Source organism: Pseudosulfitobacter pseudonitzschiae, assembly GCF_900129395.1.
Lineage (GTDB): Bacteria > Pseudomonadota > Alphaproteobacteria > Rhodobacterales > Rhodobacteraceae > Pseudosulfitobacter > Pseudosulfitobacter pseudonitzschiae.
Map to the genome: position 1 here is coordinate 96,087 of NZ_FQVP01000009.1, position 23,420 is coordinate 119,506.

The following is a 23,420-nucleotide window of genomic DNA, read 5'->3' on the forward strand; positions in this document are numbered from 1 at the left end:
GCAAGCACTGGGAGGACGTGTTCGCGGCGCTGGGTCTGCAGATCGACACGCCCGCAACCGGATGCTGCGGCATGGCGGGGATGTTCGGCCACAAAAAGCGGCATCAGCAGATGTCCCGCAAGCTGTTCGATCTGTCGTGGGCCGGACCGCTCGCACAGTCGCAAGAGGCCGTGGCCACCGGGTTTTCCTGCCGCTGCCAGACAGAGCGGCTCGCCGGTGAACCGATGCGCCACCCGCTGGGCCTGATCGCCGACCGGCTGGGGCAAGTGGGGGCGGGGTCTTGACCGGCGGGCCGACTGATACGACGCCTAAATCCGCCCCAAAGCCGCCACCGCATAAAGCGCAGCGGTGTCCGCGCGGCTTTGGCGATGCACGCCCGCCCGGCGCAGGGCGCGGTTGCGTGCAGGACCGGGTGGTGCGTTGAAAACAGTCTCTAGCAGAGCTTCAGCCGCAGGGGTCAGCGCGCCCGTGGCGACCAGCGCGGCACGGTTTGCCGCCATCCAGCCGCCGAATGTGCCGTCCAGCATCAGCCCCAGTCGCCGCAGCCGTGCCAGCGGACCGCGAAAGCTGCCCATGACGTTGCCTGCGTGCTGGCGGTAGTGCAGCACCGGATGGGCGTCCAGCACCACCTGTGCACCCGCTCCGGTCATCAGCTGGTAAAGCCACCAGTCGTGAAAGGCGATGCCCTGTGGCACCCCTGCACGGCGCACGATGTCCAGTGCCGCGGCATTCAGCGCGGTGGAATGGCCCGACACCACGTTCTGCACCAGCGCGTTTTCAAAGCTGGGTCCGCGTGGCCAGTCGGGCGAGGTTCCGCGAGGCGTGCCGTCCTCGTCGATATGCAGGCTGCCGGCCCCGTACAGCACCGGTGCATCGGTGCGCGCCAGTGCGGCGCTTGCACGGGCCAGCTTGTCGGGCAGCCAGATGTCGTCCTGATCCGACAGCGCCACAGGGCCGCCTGGCAGGTCGGGGTGGCACAAAAGATGCATGAAATTCGCCGCCGCCCCGCGTTGCGGCCCCTCGATCCACCGCACGTCGTGGTCGCGGGCAAAATCCTGCACCAGCGTGCGGGTGGCATCGGTCGAACCGTCGTCCGACACCCACAGCCGCCAATCGGCATGGCTTTGCGCGGCAAGGCTGGCCAGCTGCGCAGGCAGATGCGCGGCCCCGTTGCGGGTGGCCATCAGAACGGTAAAGGCGGGCAGGGCGGTCATCCCCCATAGGTGGCGCAAGCGATCATGGTTGCCAAGACATGAACGTAACCCCCCTGCGTTTACACCTGTCGAATTTTACGCAAGCGCCCCAATTCCGCCACCGTTGGTTCGGCCTGCGTTAACGGCGAGGGTCTAGACCAATGGCACGGCTCAGGGGTGGGCCTGTCTGTCATAAAGGGGGCCGGGGGTGGCTTATCTTACACATGTCGGCACGGGTGCCGGCGGGTCTGATGCATTTGTGTCGGGCATCAGCGATCTTGTATCCTACACTTGCAACAAGGGGCCGCGCGTCGCCACGATCAGCGCGGATGGCCAGTGGATCGAGATCCGCAACCCCGACGGGAATTTTTCGTTGATGCACCGGGTCTTCGTGGGCGACGCGGGCGGGCTGACCGCGCCGGGGCGGTTGCAGCTGGGCGTGCATGACGGATCGCTGGCCTTGCTGTCCTTTGGTCCGCAAGGCGCGCCCGTGACCGCGCATATTCTCAATTCCAACGGCCGCGTGGCCGAAAGCATCAGCCTGCCGGGGGCGACGGGCCGGATTTCCTGCCTGGAACGTGTCGAGGCGGCGGGCGGCAAGGTGCTGGTGTTCACCGCAGGGCAGGACGCGGAGGGCATCACCTGCTGGGAAGAACGCGCCGATGACAGCTGGCGGTTCGAGGCGACGCTGGACCTGGGCGGCGCCATCGGCACGCGCGACGTGGCGGACATGGCGCAGGTCACGGCGCATGGCGCGACCTGGCTGGTGACCCTGTCGGCGCAGGACAATGCGGTGAACCTGTTGCAGGTCGCCGCGGGCGGTCAGGTGACGCTGGCGCACCGTCTGGACGCGGCCGGCGGGCTGCCGGTGTCCAATCCCACCGCGGTCGAGGTGGTGCAGGCGGGTGGCGCGACCTTTGTGCTGATGGCGGCGGCGGGAACCTCGTCGATCACGGTGATGCAGGTGCAGGCGGCGGGCACGCTGGCGCTGGTCGATCAGGTCAACGACGACCTGAACACGCGGTTCCAGTCGTTGACACAGATGGAAGTGGTCGCGGTGGAGGGCCGGGTGTTCATCGTGGCGGGCGGGGCCGATGACGGGCTGTCGCTGCTGACGCTGCTGCCGGACGGGCGGCTGGTGCATCTGGACACCATCGCCGACAGCTCCCAGATGGCGCTGGAGAATGTCACGGGCCTGAGCCTGCTGGTGCAGGACGGGGTGCTGCGCATCTTTGCCTCGGGCGAGGGCGGGCTGCGGGTCAGCGAACTGTCGGTCGATCTGGGCGATATGGGCACGGTGCAAAAAGCCACCGGCAGCGCCAATGACCTGACCGGCACCAATGGCGATGACATCCTGCAAGGCAACGGCGCGGCCAACGTGCTGGACGGCAAGGGCGGCGACGATATCCTGATCGACGGCAAGGGCGAGGACCGGCTGACCGGCGGTGCGGGGGCGGATCTGTTTGTCTTCGAGGCCGATGGCCGCCGTGACATCATCACCGATTTTCAGGTGGGCGTGGACACCATCGACCTGTCGGGCATGGGGCGCGCCTATTCTCTGGATGCGTTCAAGTTCCAGAGCACCCCCAATGGCATCAAGATCATCTTTCAGGGCGAGGAACTGCGCCTGTTCAGCCATGACGGACAGCCGCTGGACCGGTCCGATTTCCAACTGACCAACCTGATGGGGCTGTGGCACGTGGACACCGGCCCCGTGCTGCAAGAGGCCCAGACCCTGATCGGCACGGCGGCGGCGGATGTGTTGCAGGGCGGCACCGGCAACGACCTGCTGCGCGGCGAGGCGGTGCGCGCCAGCTTTGACGATCCGGCGGGCCAGGTGTTCCGGCTGTACCGCGCGACGCTGGACCGTGACCCCGACCGGGGCGGGCACAAACAGTGGACCAACGCGCTGGCCGACGGATCGCATGGGTTGATGGATGTGATTTCGGGCTTTATCGGATCGGCCGAATTCCAGCGCACCTATGGCGCCACCACCGACGCGGAATTCGTCACGCTGCTGTATGGCAACGTGCTGGACCGTGCCCCGGATGCGGGCGGGCTGGCCTTCTGGACCGGACATCTTAAGGCCGGCACCCGCAGCCGCGCCGAAGTGGTGCGGGGGTTTTCGAAATCCTCCGAGTTCAAGGCTGGCACGGCGCTGGACAGCATCGACATGAGCTTTGCTGGCTATCAGGCGGCGATGGTCGATGATGTCTACCGGTTGTACCGCGCGACGCTGGGCCGTGATCCCGAAATGGCCGGGCTGCTGGACTGGTCGGGGCGGATGGCGGGCGACTGGACCTATACGGAGGTGGCGGCGGGCTTTGTCGGCTCGCGCGAATTCCAGCGCACCTATGGCGATGCCACCGACCGCCAGTTCGTGACGCTCTTGTACAACAACGTGCTGGACCGCGACCCAGACAGCGCGGGCATGGACAGCTGGCTGACCCATCTGCGCGAGGGCACCCGCAGCCGCGAAGAGGTGGTGCGCGGCTTTGCCCAGTCGGGCGAATTCATCCGCAGCACCGGCGACGCGCTGACCGCCTATCTGCGGGGCTTGGGCGAAAACGACCGGTTGATCGGAGGCGCGGGCGAGGACGTGCTTTATGGCGGGGTGTTGTCCGACACCTTTGTCTTTGCGGCCTTTGACGGGGGCAATCACAGGGTGGTGGACCTGGAGGCCTGGGACAGGATCGAATTGCAGGGCTTCGGCTATGGCGGCAAAGGCAGCGCGCTGACCCATTTCCAGCAGGTCGGTGATGACGTGGTGTTCGACGATCAAGGGGTCACGGTGACCTTTCTGAACGTCGATCTGGACGTGGTCACGGCACAGATGCTGATGGAATCTCAAGGGCCGTTGCGACGGTTTCCGCTATCTCAGTTTCATCAGTTCTTCCCTGAAGGCTTCGGTTGGTGTGCGCCATCCCAGGCACTTTCTTGGCGTGCCGTTCAAGCGGTCACAAATCGACTTCATATCTCGATTTGAGAGCGCGGCCACAGGCGCATCGCGGGGTAGGTAGCGCCGCGCCCGCTTGTTCAGGTTCTCGACAGAACCCTTTTGCCAAGGTGCCTGCGGATCACAAAACCATGCCTCAGTGCCGATGCCAGGCTTCAACTTGCGCCAGCTTCTAAACTCGATCCCACGGTCAAACGTGATCGATTTACGGGCTGGTTGGGGCAGGGGTTCCATCAGGCCCATGAGCCGGTTCATCAGATGCGTTGTGCTGCGGTCGTTGTTGCGGAACAGCACGGCAAATCGGGTTTTGCGCTCGACCAGCGAAGCGACGTTCATCTTGCCCTGAGCGCGTTCGAAGATCATCAGATCACCCTCCCATTCGCCAAAAGTCTCTCGGGTATCAACGTAATCAGGACGTTCATGGATGGATCGATCCGGCGGGAATACAAGGCCACGGGGCCTGCGCGAGTGGTGTGGTCGCCGTTTTTTCCGGCGGTTCGGCAGATAACGGGCAAGTTCTCTGGATTGGCCATCAGGACCGTAAACATACGCGTAGATCGTCTCGTGGCTGACGCGCACTGCTTGATCTTCAAACTGCAAACGACCCGCGATCTGTTCTGGAGACCAACCTTCTTTGAGCTGCTTGATCACAGCTTTGCGCAAACCAACCAGCCGCACCAGTTTGCGTCGCCGCGCGCGTCTTTGGGTTGCTGCGCGTTGAGCGACAACACCGTAGTATCCGTTCAGTTTTGGCAACTCTTTATCGTCGTAGTGATTGCGTTTGATCTCGCGATACACCGTGGAAACATGCCTGCCGATCTCTGCAGCAATCTCACGTACAGACATCTTCGCATTCAACATATCTTCTATCGCGCGACGTTCACGCAGGTTAAGCTCTGTATGCGCCATCTTCCGTTCTCCTTGCTTTCCAGCAAGATAGGGGAAATTTCGCAACCCAGTTTAGAATGTGCCCATGTTGTTGTGAGTGATCTTATAAGCAAGATTATGTTAATTTAATTGATTTTGAGACATCAATGCCACGGTTTCCCGAATATCGGAAACGGTGCCGTATGGGCGCAATTGCCCCGCGCGCGATACACGCTGTAAGGGAGGTAAGATTCTTTCCTGTTCCAATTCAAGGGCCTCTGCCATGACCCCCCAATGACCCGTATTATTCCTCGCAATGGCATTTCGATCTGTTGGGCGACATCGAAACCATCTGGGCCGAATTTGACGGCACCGGCGTGAATGTGGGCATCTTTGACGACGGGGTCGAACAGGACCACGTGGACCTGCGCGACAATTACAATGAGAGCCTGGAATATTACGCCGACGACGGCGAGCCGAACACCACATACGACGGTCACGGCACGTCGGTGGCGGGCATCATCGCGGCCTCCAACAATGACACCGGTGGCGTGGGCGTGGCCTGGGGCGCACAGATCACGGGCATGGATTTCATCAATGATTACGCCGATCTGGCCTATATCTCGGCCTTTGACGTAACAAACCACAGCTGGGGCTACGGGTCGGATTTTCTCGATTACGGCGACATTGGCGACTATAACTCGCAACTGTACTGGGAATCCCGCGATTTCCAAAACGGGATTGACGTCGGTCGCGGCGGGCTGGGATCGATCGCGGTCAAGGCGGCAGGCAACGAGGCCGCCAATGCCCAGGGCGAAGGGCTGAACAGCGCCCACACGGTGATCACCGTCGGCGCTGGACCGGTTCGGGCGGGTGCAGGATTATTCCAACTACGGCCACAACCTGTTGGTCTCGGCGGGCGCCGCGGCCTATACCACCGACCGGTCGGGGGGCGACGGCTACAACGGCAACAACGAAGCGGCCTTTGAAATTTTTGATCCCCTGCAGGATCTGGGCATGACCAGCCAGTTCGGTGGCACCTCGGCGGCCACGCCGGTGGTGTCGGGTGTCGTGGCGCTGATGTTGCAGGCCAATGACGGGCTGGGCTGGCGCGATGTTCAGAACATTCTGGCGGTGTCGGCGGCGCACACCGGATCGCGCTATGGCAGTGCAGTCGGCTTTGGCGACGAGGTCGGGCGCTGGGACTGGACCGACAGCGGCACCTGGAACGGTGGCGGCATGACCTTTCACCAGTCTTACGGCTTTGGCAGCATCGACGCCTTTGCCGCCGTGCGCATGGCCGAATTCTGGAGTCTGATGCAGGACGGCGCGCGTACCAGCAGCAACGAGATCTCGCGCACCTATTATGACAACGATCCGGTGAAATATGTCTATGACTATGAAAGTGTCGAAAGCACGATCACGGTCACCGAAGATATGGACATTGAACATATCTACCTGACCGTGGACTGGTATCATGCCGAAAACCGCCAGGTTGAAATCACCCTGATCGCCCCTGACGGCACCGAAAGCCTGATCTTTGACGGGGACATTCCCGAGGGCACTATCGGCAACACCCCCATTTACTTCTCGGATGACTGGACCTTCGGGCTGCGCAACTACCTGGGACAGTCATCTGTTGGCGACTGGACCGTGCGTTTCACCGATACCGGGTCCAGCTATTCGGGCCGGCTGGACAGCTTCAACATCGAGTTTGTGGGCAACGTCGCCAGCACCGACACGCGCTGGGACTTTACCGATGATTTCCTGACCCTTGCAGGGCTTGAATCCGACCGTCGCGCACTGGACGACACCGACGGCGGCGCGGACTGGATCAACATGGCCGCGATCACCGGCGATATATCGGTGGAACTGGTGCAATCGGGCGTGCTGCGCGTGGATGGCACCGACTGGGTTACCCTGGGCGCAGGCCAGATCGAAAACATGGTGGCTGGTGACGGCGATGACCGGATCACCGGCAATGCAGGCGCCAACCACCTGGTGGGCGCGCGCGGGAACGACATCCTCTTTGGCATGGACGGCGCCGACACGCTGAGCGGCGGACAAGGCAACGACCGGCTGTTCGGCGATGCGTTCGACGTCGGCCAGACAGATGTTTCTGCAGAAGTCTACCGGTTGTATCAAGCGACACTGGGCCGTGGTCCCAACGCGGTGGGGCATTACAGCTGGACGTGGAAAATCGTCGAAGGCAGCTACACACTTGAGAACGTGGCGGATGGGTTCTTCGCCTCGGCCGAATTCAAGCACACATATGGCGCCGCCGACAGCACGGCTTTTGTGACGCTGTTGTTCAACAACGTGCTGGGCCGCGATCCCGGTGCGGGCGCACAAGGCTGGGTTGATGCGCTGGACAGCGGCGCGCTGACCCGCGCCGAGGTGGTCCTGGGCTTTTCTAACAGCCTTGAATTTATCGCAGGCACACGCAGGGCCGCCAGCGACTTTATCGAGGCGCACTCAGAAGCGGCCTGGACCGATGATGTGTTCCGCTTGTATCAGGCAACACTGGACCGCGCCCCGGATGCGGGTGGACTGGCCACTTGGATGGGACAGCTGGGTTCGGGGCGGGCCTATCTGGACGTGGTCACCGGCTTCGTCGCCTCGATCGAGTTCCAGCGCACCTATGGCGCCACCGACAACGAAGCTTTTGTAACGCTGCTCTATGACAACGTGCTGGGCCGCACTCCCGGCGCGGGCGCACAGGGTTGGGTCGATGCGCTGGACAGCGGTACGCTGAGTCGGCAGCAGGTCGTGCGCGGCTTTGCCCAATCGGTTGAATTCATCAACAACACTGCAGACGATGTGGTGGCCTACATGCGCGGGCTTGGTGTCGACGACACCCTGAACGGCGGGCGCGGCACCAATGCGCTTTATGGCGGCGCCGGTGCGGACAAGTTCGTCTTTGAGGCCGCAGACAACGGCACCACCACCGTGCACGACTTCGAGGCCTGGGACTGGCTGGAACTGGACGGTTTCGGCTTTACCTCGACCGCGCAGGCGCTGGCGGCCTTCACCCAACAGGGTGATGACGTGGTATTCACCCATTCGGGCGTGCATATCGTGCTGGCTGACACCGACCTTTCGCTGCTGACTCAAGACAGTGTGCTAATCTGATAGGCACAGCACCGCCACCTGCCCGCCGACAGGCCCCTTGAGGGGGATTCAGGGATTGAAGTAGGGGTGGTTCGCCGCTATCAACCCCGCAAATGTAGACGCAGTTTGGACAAGGTTATCTCTTGATGAAAAAAGCATTTATCACCGGCATCACGGGCCAGGACGGCGCCTATCTGTCCAAACTCCTCTTGGAAAAAGGCTATGAGGTTCACGGTGGTGTACGCCGCATCAGCCAACCCGAAACACCGCGCCTGGAACAGCTTGGCATCGAGAAAGATGTTGAACTGCACGAGTTCGATCTGGCCGAGGTGAACAACATCAACCGCATCATTCGCGGCAATGATTACGACGAATTCTACAATCTGGCCGCGCAAAGCTTTGTCGGATCCAGCTGGGAACTGCCCGCCTATGCGGCGGACGTGAACGGTGTGGGCGTTGTGCGCATTCTCGACAGCCTGCGCACCTTCTCGCCCGAGACACGGTTCTATCAGGCCTCGACCTCGGAAATGTACGGTCTGGTGCAGGAAGTGCCGCAGTCGGAAACCACACGTTTCTACCCGCGCTCGCCCTATGGCGTGGCCAAGGTCTATGGCCACTACATCACCACCAACTACCGCGAAAGCTTTGACATGCACGCCTCGTGCGGCATCCTGTTCAACCACGAGAGCCCGCTGCGCGGCAAGGAATTCGTGACGCGCAAGATCACCCTGGCGCTGGCCAAGATCGCTCACGGCTCGGATGACCAGCTGGTGCTGGGCAACCTGGACGCCAAGCGCGACTGGGGCTTTGCCGGCGATTACGTCGAAGGCATGTGGCACATGCTGCAGCAGGACAAGGCCGACGATTACGTTCTGGCCACCGGTGTCACCACCACGATCCGCGATTTCATCATCTTTGCCGCCGAAGCTCTGGGCATGGATTTAGAATTCACCGGCGAAGGCGTCAACGAGACCGCAACCGACCGCAAGACCGGCAAGACCGTTGTCGTGATCTCCGAAAAGTTCTTCCGTCCCGCCGAGGTCGATCTGCTGCTGGGCGACCCGACCAAGGCCGAGAAAGCTTTCGGCTGGAAGGCGACGGTCGATGTGCGCGGTCTGGCGCAGATGATGGCCAAGTCCGATTTTGACGCGCTTGGCTAAAACCGGCGTCCCCCCGCTTCGGAAACTTGTTCAACGTCTGGCCCTGGGGATCCGGGGCCACGTGGATGGCATTCATGACGGAACCTTGCATGGCTGGGTGATGCTGCGCAGCGGAAAGCCTGCGCGCGTCGGCCTCTATGCGGGCGGCGAACTTCTGGCCGAAACCCCGGTGAACCTGTACCGTTCAGACCTGCATTCCGCAGGTCTTGGCGACGGCTGGGCCGGCTTTGTCTTTGGCCTGTCGTCGATGTTGCGCGATGCCATCCAAGCGCGTGGCGGGCTGGCCGAAGTGCGCGTCATGGACGTGCCGCTTGGGCGCATCGGCGAGTTGCGGGTCGATCGCGCCACTTCGGCGTCGGGCATGCAGGTGTCGGAACAAGACCGCGCCGCCCATGTCACGGCCCGCCTTGGTGATGCGACCGAAACACTGGCGCGCCTGAAATCCAATGTCGCCAACCGCGGCGGCGCGCGCGCCGTGCTGGACGCCCCGCGCCCCAGCCTGCGCGCCCATGCGACGATGTTTGCCAACCACAGCGCGTTCAACGGCCGCCCCCTGCCCGAGATCGTCAACGGCTATGCCGATTATTCGCGCTATCGCTACAAGCTGGACACCCAGTTCGATTTCGGCGGCGATGCCGATGCAGCGCTGCATTTCATGCATTGGTACCTGATGGGCTACAGCCCGATGCGCAAAGGTCTGCGGGTGCCGCTGAGCGCCGAGGCCATCGAGCATATGAACACGCCGCTGCCCATCGGCGGGGTGCAGTTCAACCTCAGCCGCGCCACCTGGTCCAGCCTGGTGAAGATGCCGCAGTTCATGCAAAGCCTTGAATTCGAGAACCGCAACTGGCTGCTGGGTCTGGTCTATTGGTGGAGCATCAATCAGGTCCACGCGCTGCACTGCGAAGACTGTCTGGTGACCGCACCCTATATCGACTTTCTGGCAACGCCTGTGCCGGGCACCGAAGACAGCGCGGTTCCGCTGACCCTGTTCATGGAACGGTTTGTGCTGGAAAACCCGGCCTTTGGGCTGCTGGACCGCAGCACCGAGGACGGACGGCGCAGCCTGCTGGCCGCACTGATGCTGCTGGCGGTGCAACGGCCCGATTTCCTGCGCTATCTGCCGCGGAATGCAGTGGCGGGCCTGCTGGCAGAGGATGCGGCGGGCTGGGCACGCGCGCTGGCCGCCCTGCCCGGCGCGCCAACGGTCGATCTGGACCGCACCGGCTATGCCGCCGTGCTGCGCGCGCAGGGGTTTGACTTGGACCGGCTCGAATTCACCACCTTCACCCCGCGCGGCCACCGGATCGAGGCGGCCCGCCTGCCCGCCCTGTCGCCCGACATCGAAGAGGTCGATGTGCAACTGATCGGCCCGTTCGAAAAAGCCTCGGGGCTGGGACAGGCGACACGGCTGTCGGCGCAGATACTGGCGCAGACCGGTTACAGCGTGAACCCGGTGAACTTCGGTCTGGACAACCCCGCGCCCGAAGGTTTTTCCAAAGTGGGCCGGCTGTCCGAGTACAAACGCGCAAAGGTGAACCTGATTCACCTGAACGCGGAATCGATCCCGCTGGTCTTTGCCTATGCGCCGGACGTGTTTTCGGACGCCTATAACATCGGCTATTTCTACTGGGAGCTCGACAGCCCCGCCGCCTGTCACTACCTCGCGATGGAGATGCTGGACGAGATCTGGGTGTCGACCGACTATGGCGTCGACATCTACCGCCCGCACACCGACACGCCGGTGCACAACGTCGGCATGTGTTACGAGGATCTGCCGCCCATCGACCGCAGCACCGCCAAGCAGGACGTGCTGGCGCGCTTTGGCTGGGATGCGGGCACATTCGTGTTCCTGGTCACCTTCGACAGCTTTTCCTTTGTCCAGCGCAAGAACCCGCTGGGCGTGCTCAAGGCGTTCAAACAGGCCTTCGAGGGAATCGGCCCCGTGCGGCTGGTGATCAAGACGCAGAACCGCGAAAAGATCATGGACCCGGTCCAGTCGCGCATCTGGGATGCGGTCGACGCTGCCGTCGCCGCCGATCCGCGCATCACGGTGCTGAATGAAACGCTGGCCTATGCCGACTTGCTGGCGCTGAAGGCGGGCTGTGATTGCTATATTTCGCTGCACAAGTCCGAAGGCTGGGGCTTTGGCATGATCGAGGCGATGCATCTGGGCGTGCCGGTGGTGGCCACGGGCTATTCCGGCAATATGGATTTCTGTTCGCCCGACACGGCGTTTTTGGTGGATTACGAAGAGGTCGAGCTGGAGCAGGACGATTATATCTTTGTGCTGCCGGGCCAGAAATGGGCCGAACCTGACGTGGCCTCTGCTGCAAAGCAGATGCGGCTGGCATGGGGCGATCACGCCCTGCGCGCGCAAAAGGCACAGGCGGCTTTTGATTTTGTGCAGAGCCATTTCTCGGACAAGGCCATCGCACGGCGCTATTCCGAGCGGCTGGACGACATTCTGGGACGGGTAGCGCGGGAGGCAGAAAGATGACGCTGGACACCGCCGAGATCGACCGCGCCTACCAGTTTTTCCTGGGGCGCACCCCGCCCGCGGACAAACGTCCGCCCTTTGCCAACATGTCGCAACTGTTTTCGACAATCATGGGGTCAAAGGAATACAAGAGCAGCCCCCGCAGCTGGAAAAACACCATGCAGTGGCCGCTGCGGCAGGTCTTTGTGGTCCCGCAGGCGCGGGTAATTTATTGCCCGATCGGCAAGAATGGCTGTTCTTTTCTCAAGGCGCAGATGGTGCGGCTTTCGGGACTGGAAGATCAGAACTACATCCTGCGAGATGTCCATCTACTGACCGACCATGTGAACACAAGTTTGCAGCTGAGCGATTATTCCAAGAAGCAGGCTCGCACCTATGCGGATGCCCCTGATTTTATGAAATTCGCAGTGTTGCGCAATGTGCACGCTCGATTGCTGAGCGCATGGACGGAAAAATTCCTGCTGAATCGGCACGAGCGTGGCAACCAAATGCACACGGGCCCGGTGGTAGCTGCAGTGCAGCAACAGACGCGCCCGGATTTTCACCGCTCGGTCTCATTTGCTGATTTCATCCGCTATGTCACTTCGGCTGATCCCCGCACGCTAGACCCGCACTGGCGTCCGCAAATTCTGTATTTGCGCGGGATTGAATACACTCATCTGTTCGATTTCGACCGGATCAATGAAGCGATAGACGCACTCGAGGCCTGGACTGGCGTGACCCTGCCACGTCAGGCAGTCAACTCGACAGGCAGTGGGTCGTCGGGCGGCATGAAACTGCCGAATGCTCACGCGCTGGAACCACATGTTCTGGACGATCTGCCACGCATCGCACGACACTGTTTTTTCAATGAAGAGCTGGATAGCCTGATCACAAATAGCTTTGCTCAGGATATAGAAATGCTTGAAAAAATAAATCGCTCTGCCTGATCCTGGCACGGAGTCCATACAAGTGGTTTACGCCGCTTGACCCGCTCGTTAAACCATTGTGGTGGAGGGGGACCCCGCAAGAATAACAAGCAAACGGATTGAAAAACATGATTACTCCTGTCCTTCTGTGTGGTGGCTCCGGCACGCGGCTTTGGCCGCTTTCGCGCAAATCCTTTCCCAAGCAGTTTGCCCAGCTGGTCGGCGACGAAAGCCTGTTCCAGGCGTCGGCGCGGCGGTTCCTGGGCAAGGGCTTTGGCAACCCGCTGGTGGTCACCAATGACAGCTTCCGGTTTATCGTGACCGAACAGCTGGACGAGGCAGGCGTCGAGGCCAGCGGTATCGTAATCGAACCCGACGGGCGCAACACCGCGCCTGCCGCCATTCTGGCCGCGCTGAAGGTTCAGCAGGACACGCCGGGCGGCATGTTGCTGCTGGTGCCTTCGGACCATGCGGTGGCCAACAGCGCGGCCTTTCGCAAGGCCGTGATGGCAGGGGCCGCCTCGGCGGAAGAAGGCAATATCGTCACCTTCGGCATCAAGGCGACCCGCCCCGAGACCGGCTTTGGCTGGCTGCAAAGCGGTGCCCAGACCCACGAGGGCGTGATGAAGCTGGAGCGGTTCATCGAGAAACCCAACGCCGAGCGCGCGGTCGAGCTGCTGGCAGATCCGAAATACCTGTGGAATGCCGGTGTGTTCCTGGCCCGTGCCGACGTGCTGATCGACGCATTCCGCACCCATGCCCCCGACATCCTTGCCGGTGTCGAGGCGGCGATGGCCGGCGCCGTCAGCGATCTGGATTTCACCCGTCTGGACGAGACCGCCTGGGCCGGTGTCCCCGAGGAATCCATCGACTATGCGGTGATGGAAAAGGCCACCAATGTGTCGGTCGTCAGCTTTGACGAGCAATGGTCGGACCTGGGCAGCTGGGAAGCCGTCTGGCAGGAAAGCACCAAGGACAAGAACGGCAATGCGCGGTCGGAAAACACCACCGTGTTCGACTGTGAAAACACCCTGCTGCGGTCGGAATCCAGCGAGATCGAGCTGGTCGGCATCGGGTTGAAAAACGTGGTCGCCGTGGCGATGCGTGACGCCGTCATGGTTGCCGATCTGTCGGAATCGCAAAACGTCAAAAAGGCCGTGGAAACACTGAAGAAACGCGGCGCGAAACAGGCGGTGCAACTGCCGGTGGATCACCGCCCGTGGGGCTGGTTCGAAACGCTGATTCTGTCCGATCGCTTCCAGGTCAAGCGCATCCACGTGCACCCCGGCGCGGCGCTGAGCCTGCAAAGCCACGTGCACCGGTCCGAACACTGGATCGTCGTGGCGGGCACCGCGCGGGTCACCGTGGACGAAGAGGTCAAGCTGCTGAGCGAGAACCAGTCGGTCTATATCCCCCTGGGCGCTATTCACCGCATGGAGAACCCCGGCAAGGTGCCGATGGTGCTGATCGAGGTGCAGACCGGCACCTATCTGGGCGAAGACGACATCGTGCGTTACGAGGATGTCTACGCCCGCACGTGATGGCGAAAACATCGGGGGCTGCTGGCGGTAGCTGGCAGCCCATGCGTCAGACGTCAGACGAAATTGACCTACCCGTCATCAACTGACCCGAAATGGAAAACCGGACCTGCCCGCCGATCGCGGCGAAGGTGGGGTTCGAGTCTTTTCCGAATTCCACCTGCGCGGAATCAAGTATCCGTCTTGGTCAAGGGTGTTTTGGTGTCCATTCTCTGTTTTCGCTTATGAGGGTGTTTGCGAGGATCAGGTGTTTTCGCATGAGGACGGCGAGCGCGACCTTGTGGGGTTTTACGGCGGCTCTGAGGGCATCGTATTTCTGGCTCAGATCGGGGTTTCGCTTCATGGCGACGAGGGCGGGCATGAACAGGCTCTCGCGCAGGAGCCTGCGCCCGCCCTGGATGTGGGCCTTTCCGCTCCACTGACCGGACTGACGGATGATCGGCGCGAGACCTGCGAGCGCCGCGATCTGCTTTGACCCCAGAGTGCCGATCTCGGGGCATTCGCTGAGCAGCGCCCGTGCGGTGATGGCACCGATCCCGGGGATCGAGGTGAGAATGCCGATTGCCCTGGCGCGCTTCGGGCAATCGCGGTTTCGCCGTTCGATTTCGGCGTTGAGCCTGTCGATCTGGTGGTTGACCTGGCGCAGGCGTGCCCGGGTCAGGCGGCGGGTCACGTCGAGCTGTTGCGTGCCAAGGCGGTTCATCAGCGCGGTACGATCCCGCACCAGCCCGGTGCGGGCGACATGCAACTCCTTGAGTTCACGCTGTTTGGGGTCGGTGGGCTGGTCCGGCACCAGCTCCAGCGCGCGCCCCATGAGCGCGAGCATGCGGGCATCGACCGCGTCGGTCTTGGCGCGTGTGCCGTGGGCCTGCGCGAAGCGGCGGGCCTGCAGCGGGTTCACCTTGACGAGCGGCAGGCGGCCGGAGAAATGGCTCTCGAAGCGTCGGTGGTAGGGGCCGGTGGGCTCGAAGACCACGCGCTCCGGCGATGTCTGCCCCAACCAGCGCTCGAAGGCGCGCAGGCCTGCCGCGGTATTGTCGAACCGGGCGTGGGTTGCGGTGCTGAGCCGGTGCGCGTCAAGATGCGCTTTCGAGATATCGATGCCGATGGTATCGTTGATCATCTTCGTCATGTCCTTTGCTTGTCGTGCAGAGCCTGTGAGCTGCTGCGTATCCGTTCAGGCCTCATGCGAAGACGGCGGGCGATCTCACTTGATTACGGTCCTCAAAGACCTGGCTGCAGACGATCCACCCGCCGCCGGTGCCTGCCATCCAAAAGGTGGCTGGCACCGGCCCCACCTTCGCAGAAGAGCCACGGAAAGTCTGAGACAAGGCCGCAGGCCGCCGCGCATCGCCGGGCCGTCCGCCGGCACGGCGATTTGGTTGCTGTTGCGTGTGACGGACAGGTAGGATGTGTTTGGCTGCTATTAAGTGGCAGACACTGAGGTCGGATCGCCGCACCACGGCCCGACGATGCGCGGCTTCGCGTTCCTTTTCAAACAGCAGGAATGTCCCGCACAGCGGACTTTGACCAAAACCACACCAAAGGTCCGGTTCAGGTCAAAGGTACGCGACGTTCCACACTAGTCTTCGAACCCGTCCCAGCCCTTGGCGCTGGCCCGCTCGAACAGCACCATATCGTCAGCGTTCAGCCCTTCGACAAAGGCGCGGTCCGTGTCGCTCAACGCCACCGGCGCCTTGGCCTTCGAGGTGTTCAGCCGCTGCACTTCGGGGGCCTCTTCGGCTCCGGCCGCACGGGCCAGCCATGCCACGATCTGCGGCTGTTTGGTCAGGGGCGCGCAAATGGTGAACTGCGCGCGGGCGTGGTTCGCCGCCTTGATCCCGGTGATGCCGCCGCGTCCGGTGACCATCTTGCACTGCAGGTTCGACACCTCGCGGTTGCCGATTGCCGCCAGCCGGCGCGCAAAATCGCCGGGCCCCATTTCCAAAAGCTCGGGGTCGGCCTGCGCCAGGTGGTGATAGGGACGCGCCTGCACATGGTGAAAGAAGGACACGAACCGTTCCACCGGATCACGCAACAAGGTCACGTAAACGCGGTCTTTCTTGGTGGACTGCACCAGCGCCGATTCATAATTGAAATGCCCGCCGATGCCCCACAACGTGTTGATGTCCTCGGGGTCGTTCTGACCGGGGACAAGATGCAGGTAACCACCGCCCGACATATCTTCGAGGGCCGCATGAAACGACGTGCCGCCCGATTTCGGGATATGAACAAAAACCAGTTGCATGGTTTTGGGATCAAACTGATCCGGTGATGATAACTTGATCGGAGATCCGCTCATTATGTGCCTGTTACTCTTCCCGTTGTACGCGATGTTATGCTTTTGGTCGTTCGTCAATACCTGCCCGATCTCGAAACGCCAAGACTTTGCAACCTGAATATGTTGAAACTGGCCCTGATTTGGCCCGATGCAAGAGGACATGATGCTGAAAGACAACGAAATACGCAGCGCCTTTGCCTTGCTGATGGGACGTACGAATCTGCCCCAGCCGCTGCTGGAGCGGCATCGCAATTTTGCCGATATCGAGGCCTTGGGCCTGCACCTGATGCGCACCGACACCTTCCGCCAACGGCTGGCCACACGGGACAACCGCGCGCTGGCCGCACCGGCAGACATGGACCGCCCGGTCACGGTGTTTCAGCACGTCCCAAAGGCGGGCGGCACCAGCCTGCACACGGCGCTGGCCGCCGCGCTGGACGTGCCGCTGTTTCCCGAACGGCGCAATGGGCTGGGCAACTGGCCGACGGCGATGCTGGCACAGGCGCAATTCTTTTCGGGCCATTTCGACAGCGCCACGCTGGCCCTGATCCCGGGCCGCGCGGTCCGTGTGGTCACCATGCTGCGTGATCCGACGGCACGGCTCGTGTCGCTTTACCGCTATCTGCGCTCGGTTGATCCCAATGCGGCCCGCGCGCAAAAGCGCAACATGAACCTGATTCGGCTGGCCCGCGCCCATGACGCAGAGGTCTTTTTCGCCCATCCCGATCTGGTCGCCCATCCCAGCATCGACAACGCGCAGACCCGGCAAATGGCCGGTGCGCTGGGGCTGAAATCCTGGGAAAGCCACCCTGCCCCCGACGGCGCCCGACCGCTGGCCGAAGACGCGACCGCCCTGCCCCGCGCCTGCGCCCATCTCAAAGCGATCAGCGGCGTGGCACTGCTCGAGCATCCTGCCACAATTCCGCCACTTTTTACGGCACTCGGACTGACTCCGCCGCCTGCGCTGCCACATGACAACAGAACTGATGAAAATACAGGCACCTGGTTCTCTCCGGCGCCCCCGCTCGAAGTAACGGACAAAATCCGCCTTGCTCTCAAACCGCACATTGAGATTGATACACAATTCTACTATGCCGCATTGCAGATGTTGACCGAACGGGGCTGTGTATGAAGTTTTACAACACCATAGCGACCATGCCAAAGGGCACGGAACATCATTATTTAAGCACCGCATCCCGCCAGGGGTGTCATTTGAACACGACGCGTGACCGGTGTTGCCTGAAAATGCAGCATCTGCCCCGCACCAGACTTTAAGGACGACCCTTGGCCCGCGTTTTCATAATCGACCCGGTCTGTGCCATGGAATATGGCCACAGCCTGAATGCTCTCAAGTATTTCGCCGATCTCGCATCGCATCACTTCGACGAGGTCCACATGGTCGCCTCGCAACACCTGCCCCGCCCCGCCGACGGCAGCGATGATGGCGTGATCCGCTTTTTCGATTTCCACTACGACTACGTGCTGAAGATCGACCGCGCACCGGCCCCTCTGGAGCTGATGCACGTGCCCGGCCAGCGGCTCAGCCCCGAGGCCGCGGCGACGGTGGAATTCTCGCGGTTCATGACGGCCTATGACATCGGCCCCGAGGACACGCTGCTGTATCCGTCGATCGACCACTACAGCGCCCTGTCGCTGGCCAATGTGGTGGGCGGGCTGCACCCGCACCAATGTCCCGCGCTGCTGGTGCGGATGATCGCGGTGATGGAAATGACCGCGCTGAACATGACCAACCCGGATGCCTTCACGCTGGTGATCGACCGGCTCAAAGGGCTGTTGAACGCGCGTCTGCCACTGTCGATCTGCGCCGAGACGCCGACCTTTGGCAACGTGCTGCGCCAAAGGCTGGGACAGCCGGTGCACATCGTGCCCTATTTCGCGCCGGGCATCGACCCGCTGGACATCCCGCAGGATGGACCGATCACCTTTCTGTCCGGCGGCTCGGCCCGCCCCGACAAGGGTTTCTTCCGCCTGAAACCGATCATCGAAAGCGTGTTGACACGGCTTGACCCGTCACAGGTGCGATTCATCATCCAAGGACCGCCGGATGCGACCTTTGCCGCGCACACAGATTACATGCGCTGGCTCTATTCGCTGCCCAATGCCGAAATCCTGCCGGGCCAGGTGCCCTATAAGGAAATTGTCCGCTCGTTCCGCGACAGCCACGTGGCGCTGATGCCCTACGCCCAGGACGTCTATGCCAACCGTGGTTCGGCCATGCTGATGGAGGCGCTGATGTTCGGACGGCTGGCGATCTGCCAGGCGGGCACAGGTTTTGCCGATCAGGCGCGGCTGTACAATGCGGGCGCCACCTGTGGAACCGAGGATGATTTCGCCGACGCCATAGTGATGTTCGCCCAGAAATCCCCCGAAATGATCCGTGAACAGGCAGCACTGGCGCGACGCTATTACCTGGAAGACGTGGACCGCTCGTGCAGGGCCTGGATCAAGGCGGAGGCGGCATAATGTTTTCCAAGAAAAAAATCACACCCGTTCTCGGCTCCAAACCCCGCAACACCAAGCCCCGGCTGCTGTTCGTCGACCATGTGTTCCACCGCAAGACCCGTTCGTTCGACTTTCTGGTGCGGATTTTTGAACAGGGTTTTGATGTTGAAACCAAATATGTCGACCCCTCCCTGCCCGTCGATGCGGCGCAGCTGATCGACGACAGCGAATATGTCGTGATCGGGCAGATGGATTTCCTGACGCCCCTGTTCATTGCGGCAGGTAAGAAGGTGATCGTCGTGCAGATGTATGATGGCTCGGCCGGTCTGCCGGACACCCACTGGCAGATGAACCGCCAGGCGCGCTATCTGAACTTCTCGACCACGCTGCACGGGCGGGCGCTGTCACTGGGATGTGACAGCATGCTGGTGCGCTATTTCACCGACCCCGCATCGGTGAAACCGGTCACCGATATGGACACGCTGCGGGGCTTCTTCTGGCAGCGGTTGCCGAAGTCGGGGATCAACCTTCCGATGGTGCGCCGCATGATGGGCGACCAGCTGGGCCATCTGCATGTGCACACCCCCGCCGACGACGGGTCAGTGTTCAACGAGGCCGATCTGGAAGGGTTCGACTATCCGGTGACCCATTCGTCGTGGTTTGAAAAACAGTCCGACTTCGCCGCCGTGATGGACAATGCCAACGTCTTTATCGCGCCGCGCCACGCCGAAGGCATCGGCCATGCCTTTCTCGAAGCGATGGCCCGCGGTATGGTGGTGATTGCCCACGACCTGCCGACGCATAACGAATACATCCACAACTGGACCAACGGCATCCTGTTTTCCCAAGGTGTGCAGAGCATCAACCTGCGAGACCAGATGGATAAGGTGCGCGCGATCTCGGCCAATGCGCAGCTGACCATCGAACGTGGCCACAAGGCATGGGTCCAAAGCCACCCCGCGATGCTGGAATTCATCCGCACCACCCCTGCCGCGCAGATGGTGAAACATGCGGGTCTGTCGGCCAATATCGACCGGATCATGGCCGCTTATCAACAGGGACGTGACCCCTACGAGGACGCGCTGAACCGCTTTTCGGAGACCCGCCAGCTGATGGCGTCCTGGCGTGACTTCGAAACCGAAGCGGACCAGGCCCCCAAGAACGCCCCCGCCGACCAGACCGACATTCACGTCTTCATGGGCGAGGGCAACAGCCGTCCGCTGACCGGCTCCGGCTGGTCGGTCATCGAGGCCACCCACCGCTGGGCCGTGGCCCAGGAGGCCGACATGACCCTGCCGCTGACCCGTGACGTGGCGGTGACCGGCGTGACGCTGATGGCGCGTGCGCTGGAGCCGTGCAAGCTGACGGTCAGGCTGGGCGACACCGTGATCACCTCTGCCCCCGTGGAGCTGAAGGAAACCTTTGCGCGCATTCACCTGCCCTTGGCGAAACCGCTGCGCGCCAGTGCATCGGACGGGCTGAAGTTCACCCTGTCGATTGACAAGGTCCCGGCCCCCCACTCCCACGACCCCCGCTCGCTGAGCTTTGCGGTCAAATCGCTGAACGTCCAGACCGGCTGAGCCGCGCACAGGGACCCGAAAACGCAAAAGGCCCGCCAGTGATGGCGGGCCTTTGGTCTGTCCGATGGGACAGGTTTACTTTTCGTAGCCGAACAGCTCGATGATATCGCCATACAGCTCGTTCAGCTCGTCGATGGTGGCCTGCTCCAGCTTGCGCTTGTGATCTCCGGGACGGATCTGGCGGCGGTGCTTGGTCACCTCTTCTTCCTGAACGTCGGCCACGTGGGCCTGGGCCAGCGCCTGGACCATGGCAGGCTTTGCCGGCAGGCCGGTGTGGTCGATCACCTGGTTCATCCACTCTTCAAAATTGTCGATGATGAACTCGTATTTGAACAGGCGCAGCTCGGGGTCCTTGCGGATCATGTCGGCATAAGCCTGCCAGCGCGGCAGCATCTTGCGGCCCTGCTTCAGCACATATTCCTCGATCGGCGGCATATCGGTGGCTTCTTCGCGCTCTTCATCGGCGCCCTGCCCCGGCTTGCGGTGGCTGAACCGTGCCGAGAAATAGAACGACGTCAGGATGTCGCGCGGATCGCGCACCACAAGGAACCGCTTGTAGGCGTCATAATCCGGGATCGCCTCGGCCTCGTTCGGCTGGCGGAAGGGACCATAGGCATAGCCGGTGGGTTGCAGATAGGTGATCGCCTCGGGCGTCAGTTCAACCTTTTCGCCCGCCTGGAAATATTCGGCCGCGATGTTCAGCATCGGCGCACCGGCGCTGCGTGCCAGTTTCTTGATGACCGAATAGAAATACCGGCTGCCTGCCTTGTGCAGGGTCCAGAAAATAATGCTCGGCCCGGCGTAATCACTGGGCGGAACCTCGATCTCTATTTTGGCGCTTTGGTCTGTCATGACGTAACCTATCCTTTGGGCAACGGCCCACAGCCGCAGCATTTGAAATTCAGCAATGTCTTAGCAAAAATCTACGGGCAAAACAGTCCCAATCGGTGCGGCGGCGGCCTATTCACCCCCCCCGGCTTTGATGCTAGGACACGAATGAGGATTTTATATGCACAAGGCCTTTCCCGATGCTCGTCAGTCACGCCCATAAATTCATCTATACCAAGACTCTCAAGACCGCGGGCACCTCGGTCGAAGTCTTTCTTGAACCCTATTGCCGCCCCCCCGGCACCGCCGCGGAACACCACACCGCGCAAAGCGTGACCGAATACGGAATCGTCGGCGCGCGCGGCAAGGGTTCGGGCGGCGGCAAGTTCAGAAATCACATGACGGCAGCCGCCATCAAAAAGCACATCGACGCCGAAATCTGGGACAGCTATCACAAGTTCTGCGTGGTCAGAAATCCATATGACAAAGTGGTTTCGTGGTTCTGGATGCACTGTGCGCCCAACCTGCGCGCCGAGCTGGCAGAGCTGGATTTCGACAAGACCGTCGAAGTATTCTCGCACTGGCTGCTGGTCCGCCCCGAACTCCCCGTCGACCGTCAGGCCTATACGATCCGTGGGCAAAAAGTGGTGGACCGCTTTGTGCGCTACGAACACCTGGACGACGATCTGGAACAGCTGTGCGCCGATCTGGATTTGGAAAACGGCGCGCTCGGCACCTATAAATCCGCCTCGCGCAGCCACCGCGATCAACCGTTCACGCGCTACTATAACAAGGAAACAGCCCAGGTCGTCGCCAAGGCGTTCGGCCCGGATTTTGCTATGCTGGACTATGACCGGAGCAGCTGGAAAGGCTGAGTTTCGCCCGTTTCGCAGGCAGACAAGCAAAACGCCGCCCAAATAGAGGGCGGCGTTTTTTTTACGGCTTCGGATTTGGCGGCGCGCCGCAGCTCAGTTTTCGACGTTTTCCAGGAACCACTGATAGGTCTGCGCCAGACCCTCTTTCAGCTCGATGGTCGGCGTCCAGCCCAAAGCCTGCAACTTCGCCGCGCTCATCAGCTTGCGCGGGGTGCCGTCGGGCTTGGTCCGGTCGTGGCGCAATTCGCCTTCCAGGCCGACCACATCCATCACCATACGGGCCACATCGGCAATCGACTGATCGGTGCCCGAGCCGATGTTGATGTGTTCGAAATCCTCGTATTCGGCCAGCACAAACACGGTGGCATCGGCCAGGTCGTCCACATGCAGGAACTCGCGCAGCGGCGTGCCCGTACCCCAGATCTCCATGCCACTTTCGCCTGCCTTCTTGGCGCGGTGTGCCTTGCGCATCAGCGCGGGAATCACATGACTGGATTGCAAGTCAAAGTTGTCATAGGGGCCGTACAGGTTGGTCGGCATCGCCGAGACAAAACGCGAGCCATACTGGCGCATATAGGCCTGGCACAGCTTGATCCCGGCGATCTTTGCAACCGCGTACCATTCGTTGGTCGGCTCCAGCGGTCCGGTCAGCAGGCTGTCCTCGGTGATCGGCTGCGGCGCCAGCTTGGGATAGATGCAGGACGATCCCAGAAACACCAGCTTTTCCACGCCGACCGTGTGGGCGGTGGTGATGATGTTGTTCTGGATGTCCATGTTATTGTACAGGAAATCCACCGGATAGGTGTCATTGGCAAGGATGCCGCCTACCTTGGCGGCGGCATCGATCACCATGTCGGGCTTGTTGGCGCCCATCCAATCCTCGACCTCGGCCCGATTCATCAGGTCGCAGCCGTCGCGGCCCACGGTCAGCACTTCGCAGTCTTCGCGCGCCAACCTGCGCACGATGGCACTGCCAACCATGCCATTGTGGCCCGCCACCCAGATGCGTTTGCCTTTAAGCTTTTCGGACACGCCTGCCGTCAGAGATCCCGCCACTACACTACCCTCGAAATTCCAGTTCCGAGGTCGTGTTTAGCCAGCGCCTGTCACTTTGTCCATCAATGGACAGGGGGAAGAAAGCCCATGCGCGCCCCCTTGCC

At 61.7% G+C, this 23,420-nt stretch carries 18 protein-coding genes; 12 read left to right on the forward strand and 6 right to left on the reverse strand.

What is annotated here, in order from left to right; translation table 11 throughout:
• Positions 1 to 17 precede the first annotated feature (17 nt).
• Entirely contained in the window at positions 18 to 284 is a 267-nt protein-coding gene (locus BUC08_RS24855) for a hypothetical protein (protein ID WP_200796222.1), read from the forward strand.
• 24 nt (positions 285 to 308) lie between these two features.
• Here BUC08_RS24855 and BUC08_RS20440 read toward each other — a convergent pair whose 3' ends face one another.
• Positions 309 to 1,214, reverse strand: coding sequence for a glycosyltransferase (locus tag BUC08_RS20440; RefSeq protein ID WP_037930674.1), 906 nt, complete (start codon positions 1,212 to 1,214; stop codon positions 309 to 311).
• Positions 1,215 to 1,401: 187 nt separating this feature from the next.
• Between BUC08_RS20440 and BUC08_RS20445 the strand changes: the two genes are divergently transcribed.
• On the forward strand, positions 1,402 to 4,179 hold the full coding sequence (locus tag BUC08_RS20445; RefSeq protein WP_051694653.1) for a DUF4214 domain-containing protein: 2,778 nt from the start codon (positions 1,402 to 1,404) through the stop codon (positions 4,177 to 4,179).
• Here BUC08_RS20445 and BUC08_RS20450 read toward each other — a convergent pair.
• Positions 4,066 to 5,058 (reverse strand): IS30 family transposase, encoded by a 993-nt coding sequence (locus BUC08_RS20450; RefSeq protein WP_073194433.1) that lies wholly within the window; start codon positions 5,056 to 5,058, stop codon positions 4,066 to 4,068. The genes BUC08_RS20445 and BUC08_RS20450 overlap by 114 nt on opposite strands.
• 290 nt (positions 5,059 to 5,348) lie before the next feature.
• On the opposite strand from BUC08_RS20450, the gene BUC08_RS25160 reads away from it, so the two are divergent.
• The 6 genes from BUC08_RS25160 to BUC08_RS20480 all read left to right on the forward strand — a co-directional run bounded on the left by BUC08_RS25160 (position 5,349) and on the right by BUC08_RS20480 (position 14,236).
• Positions 5,349 to 6,005, forward strand: a complete 657-nt coding sequence (locus BUC08_RS25160) for a S8 family serine peptidase (protein WP_037930668.1) — start codon at positions 5,349 to 5,351, stop codon at positions 6,003 to 6,005.
• Positions 5,890 to 8,148, forward strand: coding sequence for a DUF4214 domain-containing protein (locus tag BUC08_RS20460; protein ID WP_073194436.1), 2,259 nt, complete (start codon positions 5,890 to 5,892; stop codon positions 8,146 to 8,148). The genes BUC08_RS25160 and BUC08_RS20460 overlap by 116 nt, the downstream gene beginning before the upstream one ends.
• 125 nt (positions 8,149 to 8,273) lie before the next feature.
• A complete protein-coding gene (gmd, locus tag BUC08_RS20465) occupies positions 8,274 to 9,287 on the forward strand; it encodes a GDP-mannose 4,6-dehydratase (protein ID WP_037930657.1) in 1,014 nt (337 codons plus the stop codon).
• 61 nt (positions 9,288 to 9,348) lie between these two features.
• Positions 9,349 to 11,787: a glycosyltransferase family 4 protein gene (locus BUC08_RS20470; RefSeq protein WP_143186799.1), complete on the forward strand. Its 2,439-nt coding sequence runs from the start codon at positions 9,349 to 9,351 to the stop codon at positions 11,785 to 11,787.
• Positions 11,784 to 12,716: a sulfotransferase family 2 domain-containing protein gene (locus BUC08_RS20475; RefSeq protein WP_037930656.1), complete on the forward strand. Its 933-nt coding sequence runs from the start codon at positions 11,784 to 11,786 to the stop codon at positions 12,714 to 12,716. The genes BUC08_RS20470 and BUC08_RS20475 overlap by 4 nt, the downstream gene beginning before the upstream one ends.
• A gap of 107 nt (positions 12,717 to 12,823) precedes the next feature.
• Positions 12,824 to 14,236 (forward strand): mannose-1-phosphate guanylyltransferase/mannose-6-phosphate isomerase, encoded by a 1,413-nt coding sequence (locus tag BUC08_RS20480; RefSeq protein ID WP_028957926.1) that lies wholly within the window; start codon positions 12,824 to 12,826, stop codon positions 14,234 to 14,236.
• A gap of 184 nt (positions 14,237 to 14,420) precedes the next feature.
• On the opposite strand, the gene BUC08_RS20485 is transcribed toward BUC08_RS20480, so the two are convergent.
• Positions 14,421 to 15,365, reverse strand: coding sequence for an IS110 family RNA-guided transposase (locus BUC08_RS20485; RefSeq protein ID WP_037930655.1), 945 nt, complete (start codon positions 15,363 to 15,365; stop codon positions 14,421 to 14,423).
• A 450-nt stretch (positions 15,366 to 15,815) separates the two neighbouring features.
• Positions 15,816 to 16,481 (reverse strand): sulfotransferase family 2 domain-containing protein, encoded by a 666-nt coding sequence (locus tag BUC08_RS24695; protein ID WP_028957925.1) that lies wholly within the window; start codon positions 16,479 to 16,481, stop codon positions 15,816 to 15,818.
• Positions 16,482 to 16,677: 196 nt separating this feature from the next.
• Here BUC08_RS24695 and BUC08_RS20495 point away from each other — a divergent pair, with 196 nt between their 5' ends.
• The 3 genes from BUC08_RS20495 to BUC08_RS20505 all read left to right on the forward strand — a co-directional run bounded on the left by BUC08_RS20495 (position 16,678) and on the right by BUC08_RS20505 (position 20,557).
• On the forward strand, positions 16,678 to 17,646 hold the full coding sequence (locus tag BUC08_RS20495; protein ID WP_037930651.1) for a sulfotransferase family 2 domain-containing protein: 969 nt from the start codon (positions 16,678 to 16,680) through the stop codon (positions 17,644 to 17,646).
• Positions 17,647 to 17,798: 152 nt separating this feature from the next.
• On the forward strand, positions 17,799 to 18,998 hold the full coding sequence (locus tag BUC08_RS20500) for a glycosyltransferase family protein (protein WP_037930648.1): 1,200 nt from the start codon (positions 17,799 to 17,801) through the stop codon (positions 18,996 to 18,998).
• Positions 18,998 to 20,557, forward strand: a complete 1,560-nt coding sequence (locus BUC08_RS20505; RefSeq protein WP_037930647.1) for a glycosyltransferase — start codon at positions 18,998 to 19,000, stop codon at positions 20,555 to 20,557. Before BUC08_RS20500 ends, BUC08_RS20505 begins: the two co-directional genes overlap by 1 nt.
• A 75-nt stretch (positions 20,558 to 20,632) precedes the next feature.
• On the opposite strand, the gene BUC08_RS20510 is transcribed toward BUC08_RS20505, so the two are convergent.
• On the reverse strand, positions 20,633 to 21,409 hold the full coding sequence (locus BUC08_RS20510; protein WP_028957921.1) for a sulfotransferase domain-containing protein: 777 nt from the start codon (positions 21,407 to 21,409) through the stop codon (positions 20,633 to 20,635).
• Between the two features lie 176 nt (positions 21,410 to 21,585).
• On the opposite strand from BUC08_RS20510, the gene BUC08_RS20515 reads away from it, so the two are divergent.
• A complete protein-coding gene (locus tag BUC08_RS20515) occupies positions 21,586 to 22,260 on the forward strand; it encodes a sulfotransferase family protein (protein WP_037930646.1) in 675 nt (224 codons plus the stop codon).
• A gap of 93 nt (positions 22,261 to 22,353) precedes the next feature.
• On the opposite strand, the gene fcl is transcribed toward BUC08_RS20515, so the two are convergent.
• Positions 22,354 to 23,316, reverse strand: a complete 963-nt coding sequence (gene fcl / locus BUC08_RS20520) for a GDP-L-fucose synthase (RefSeq protein WP_282707214.1) — start codon at positions 23,314 to 23,316, stop codon at positions 22,354 to 22,356.
• Positions 23,317 to 23,420 lie beyond the last annotated feature (104 nt).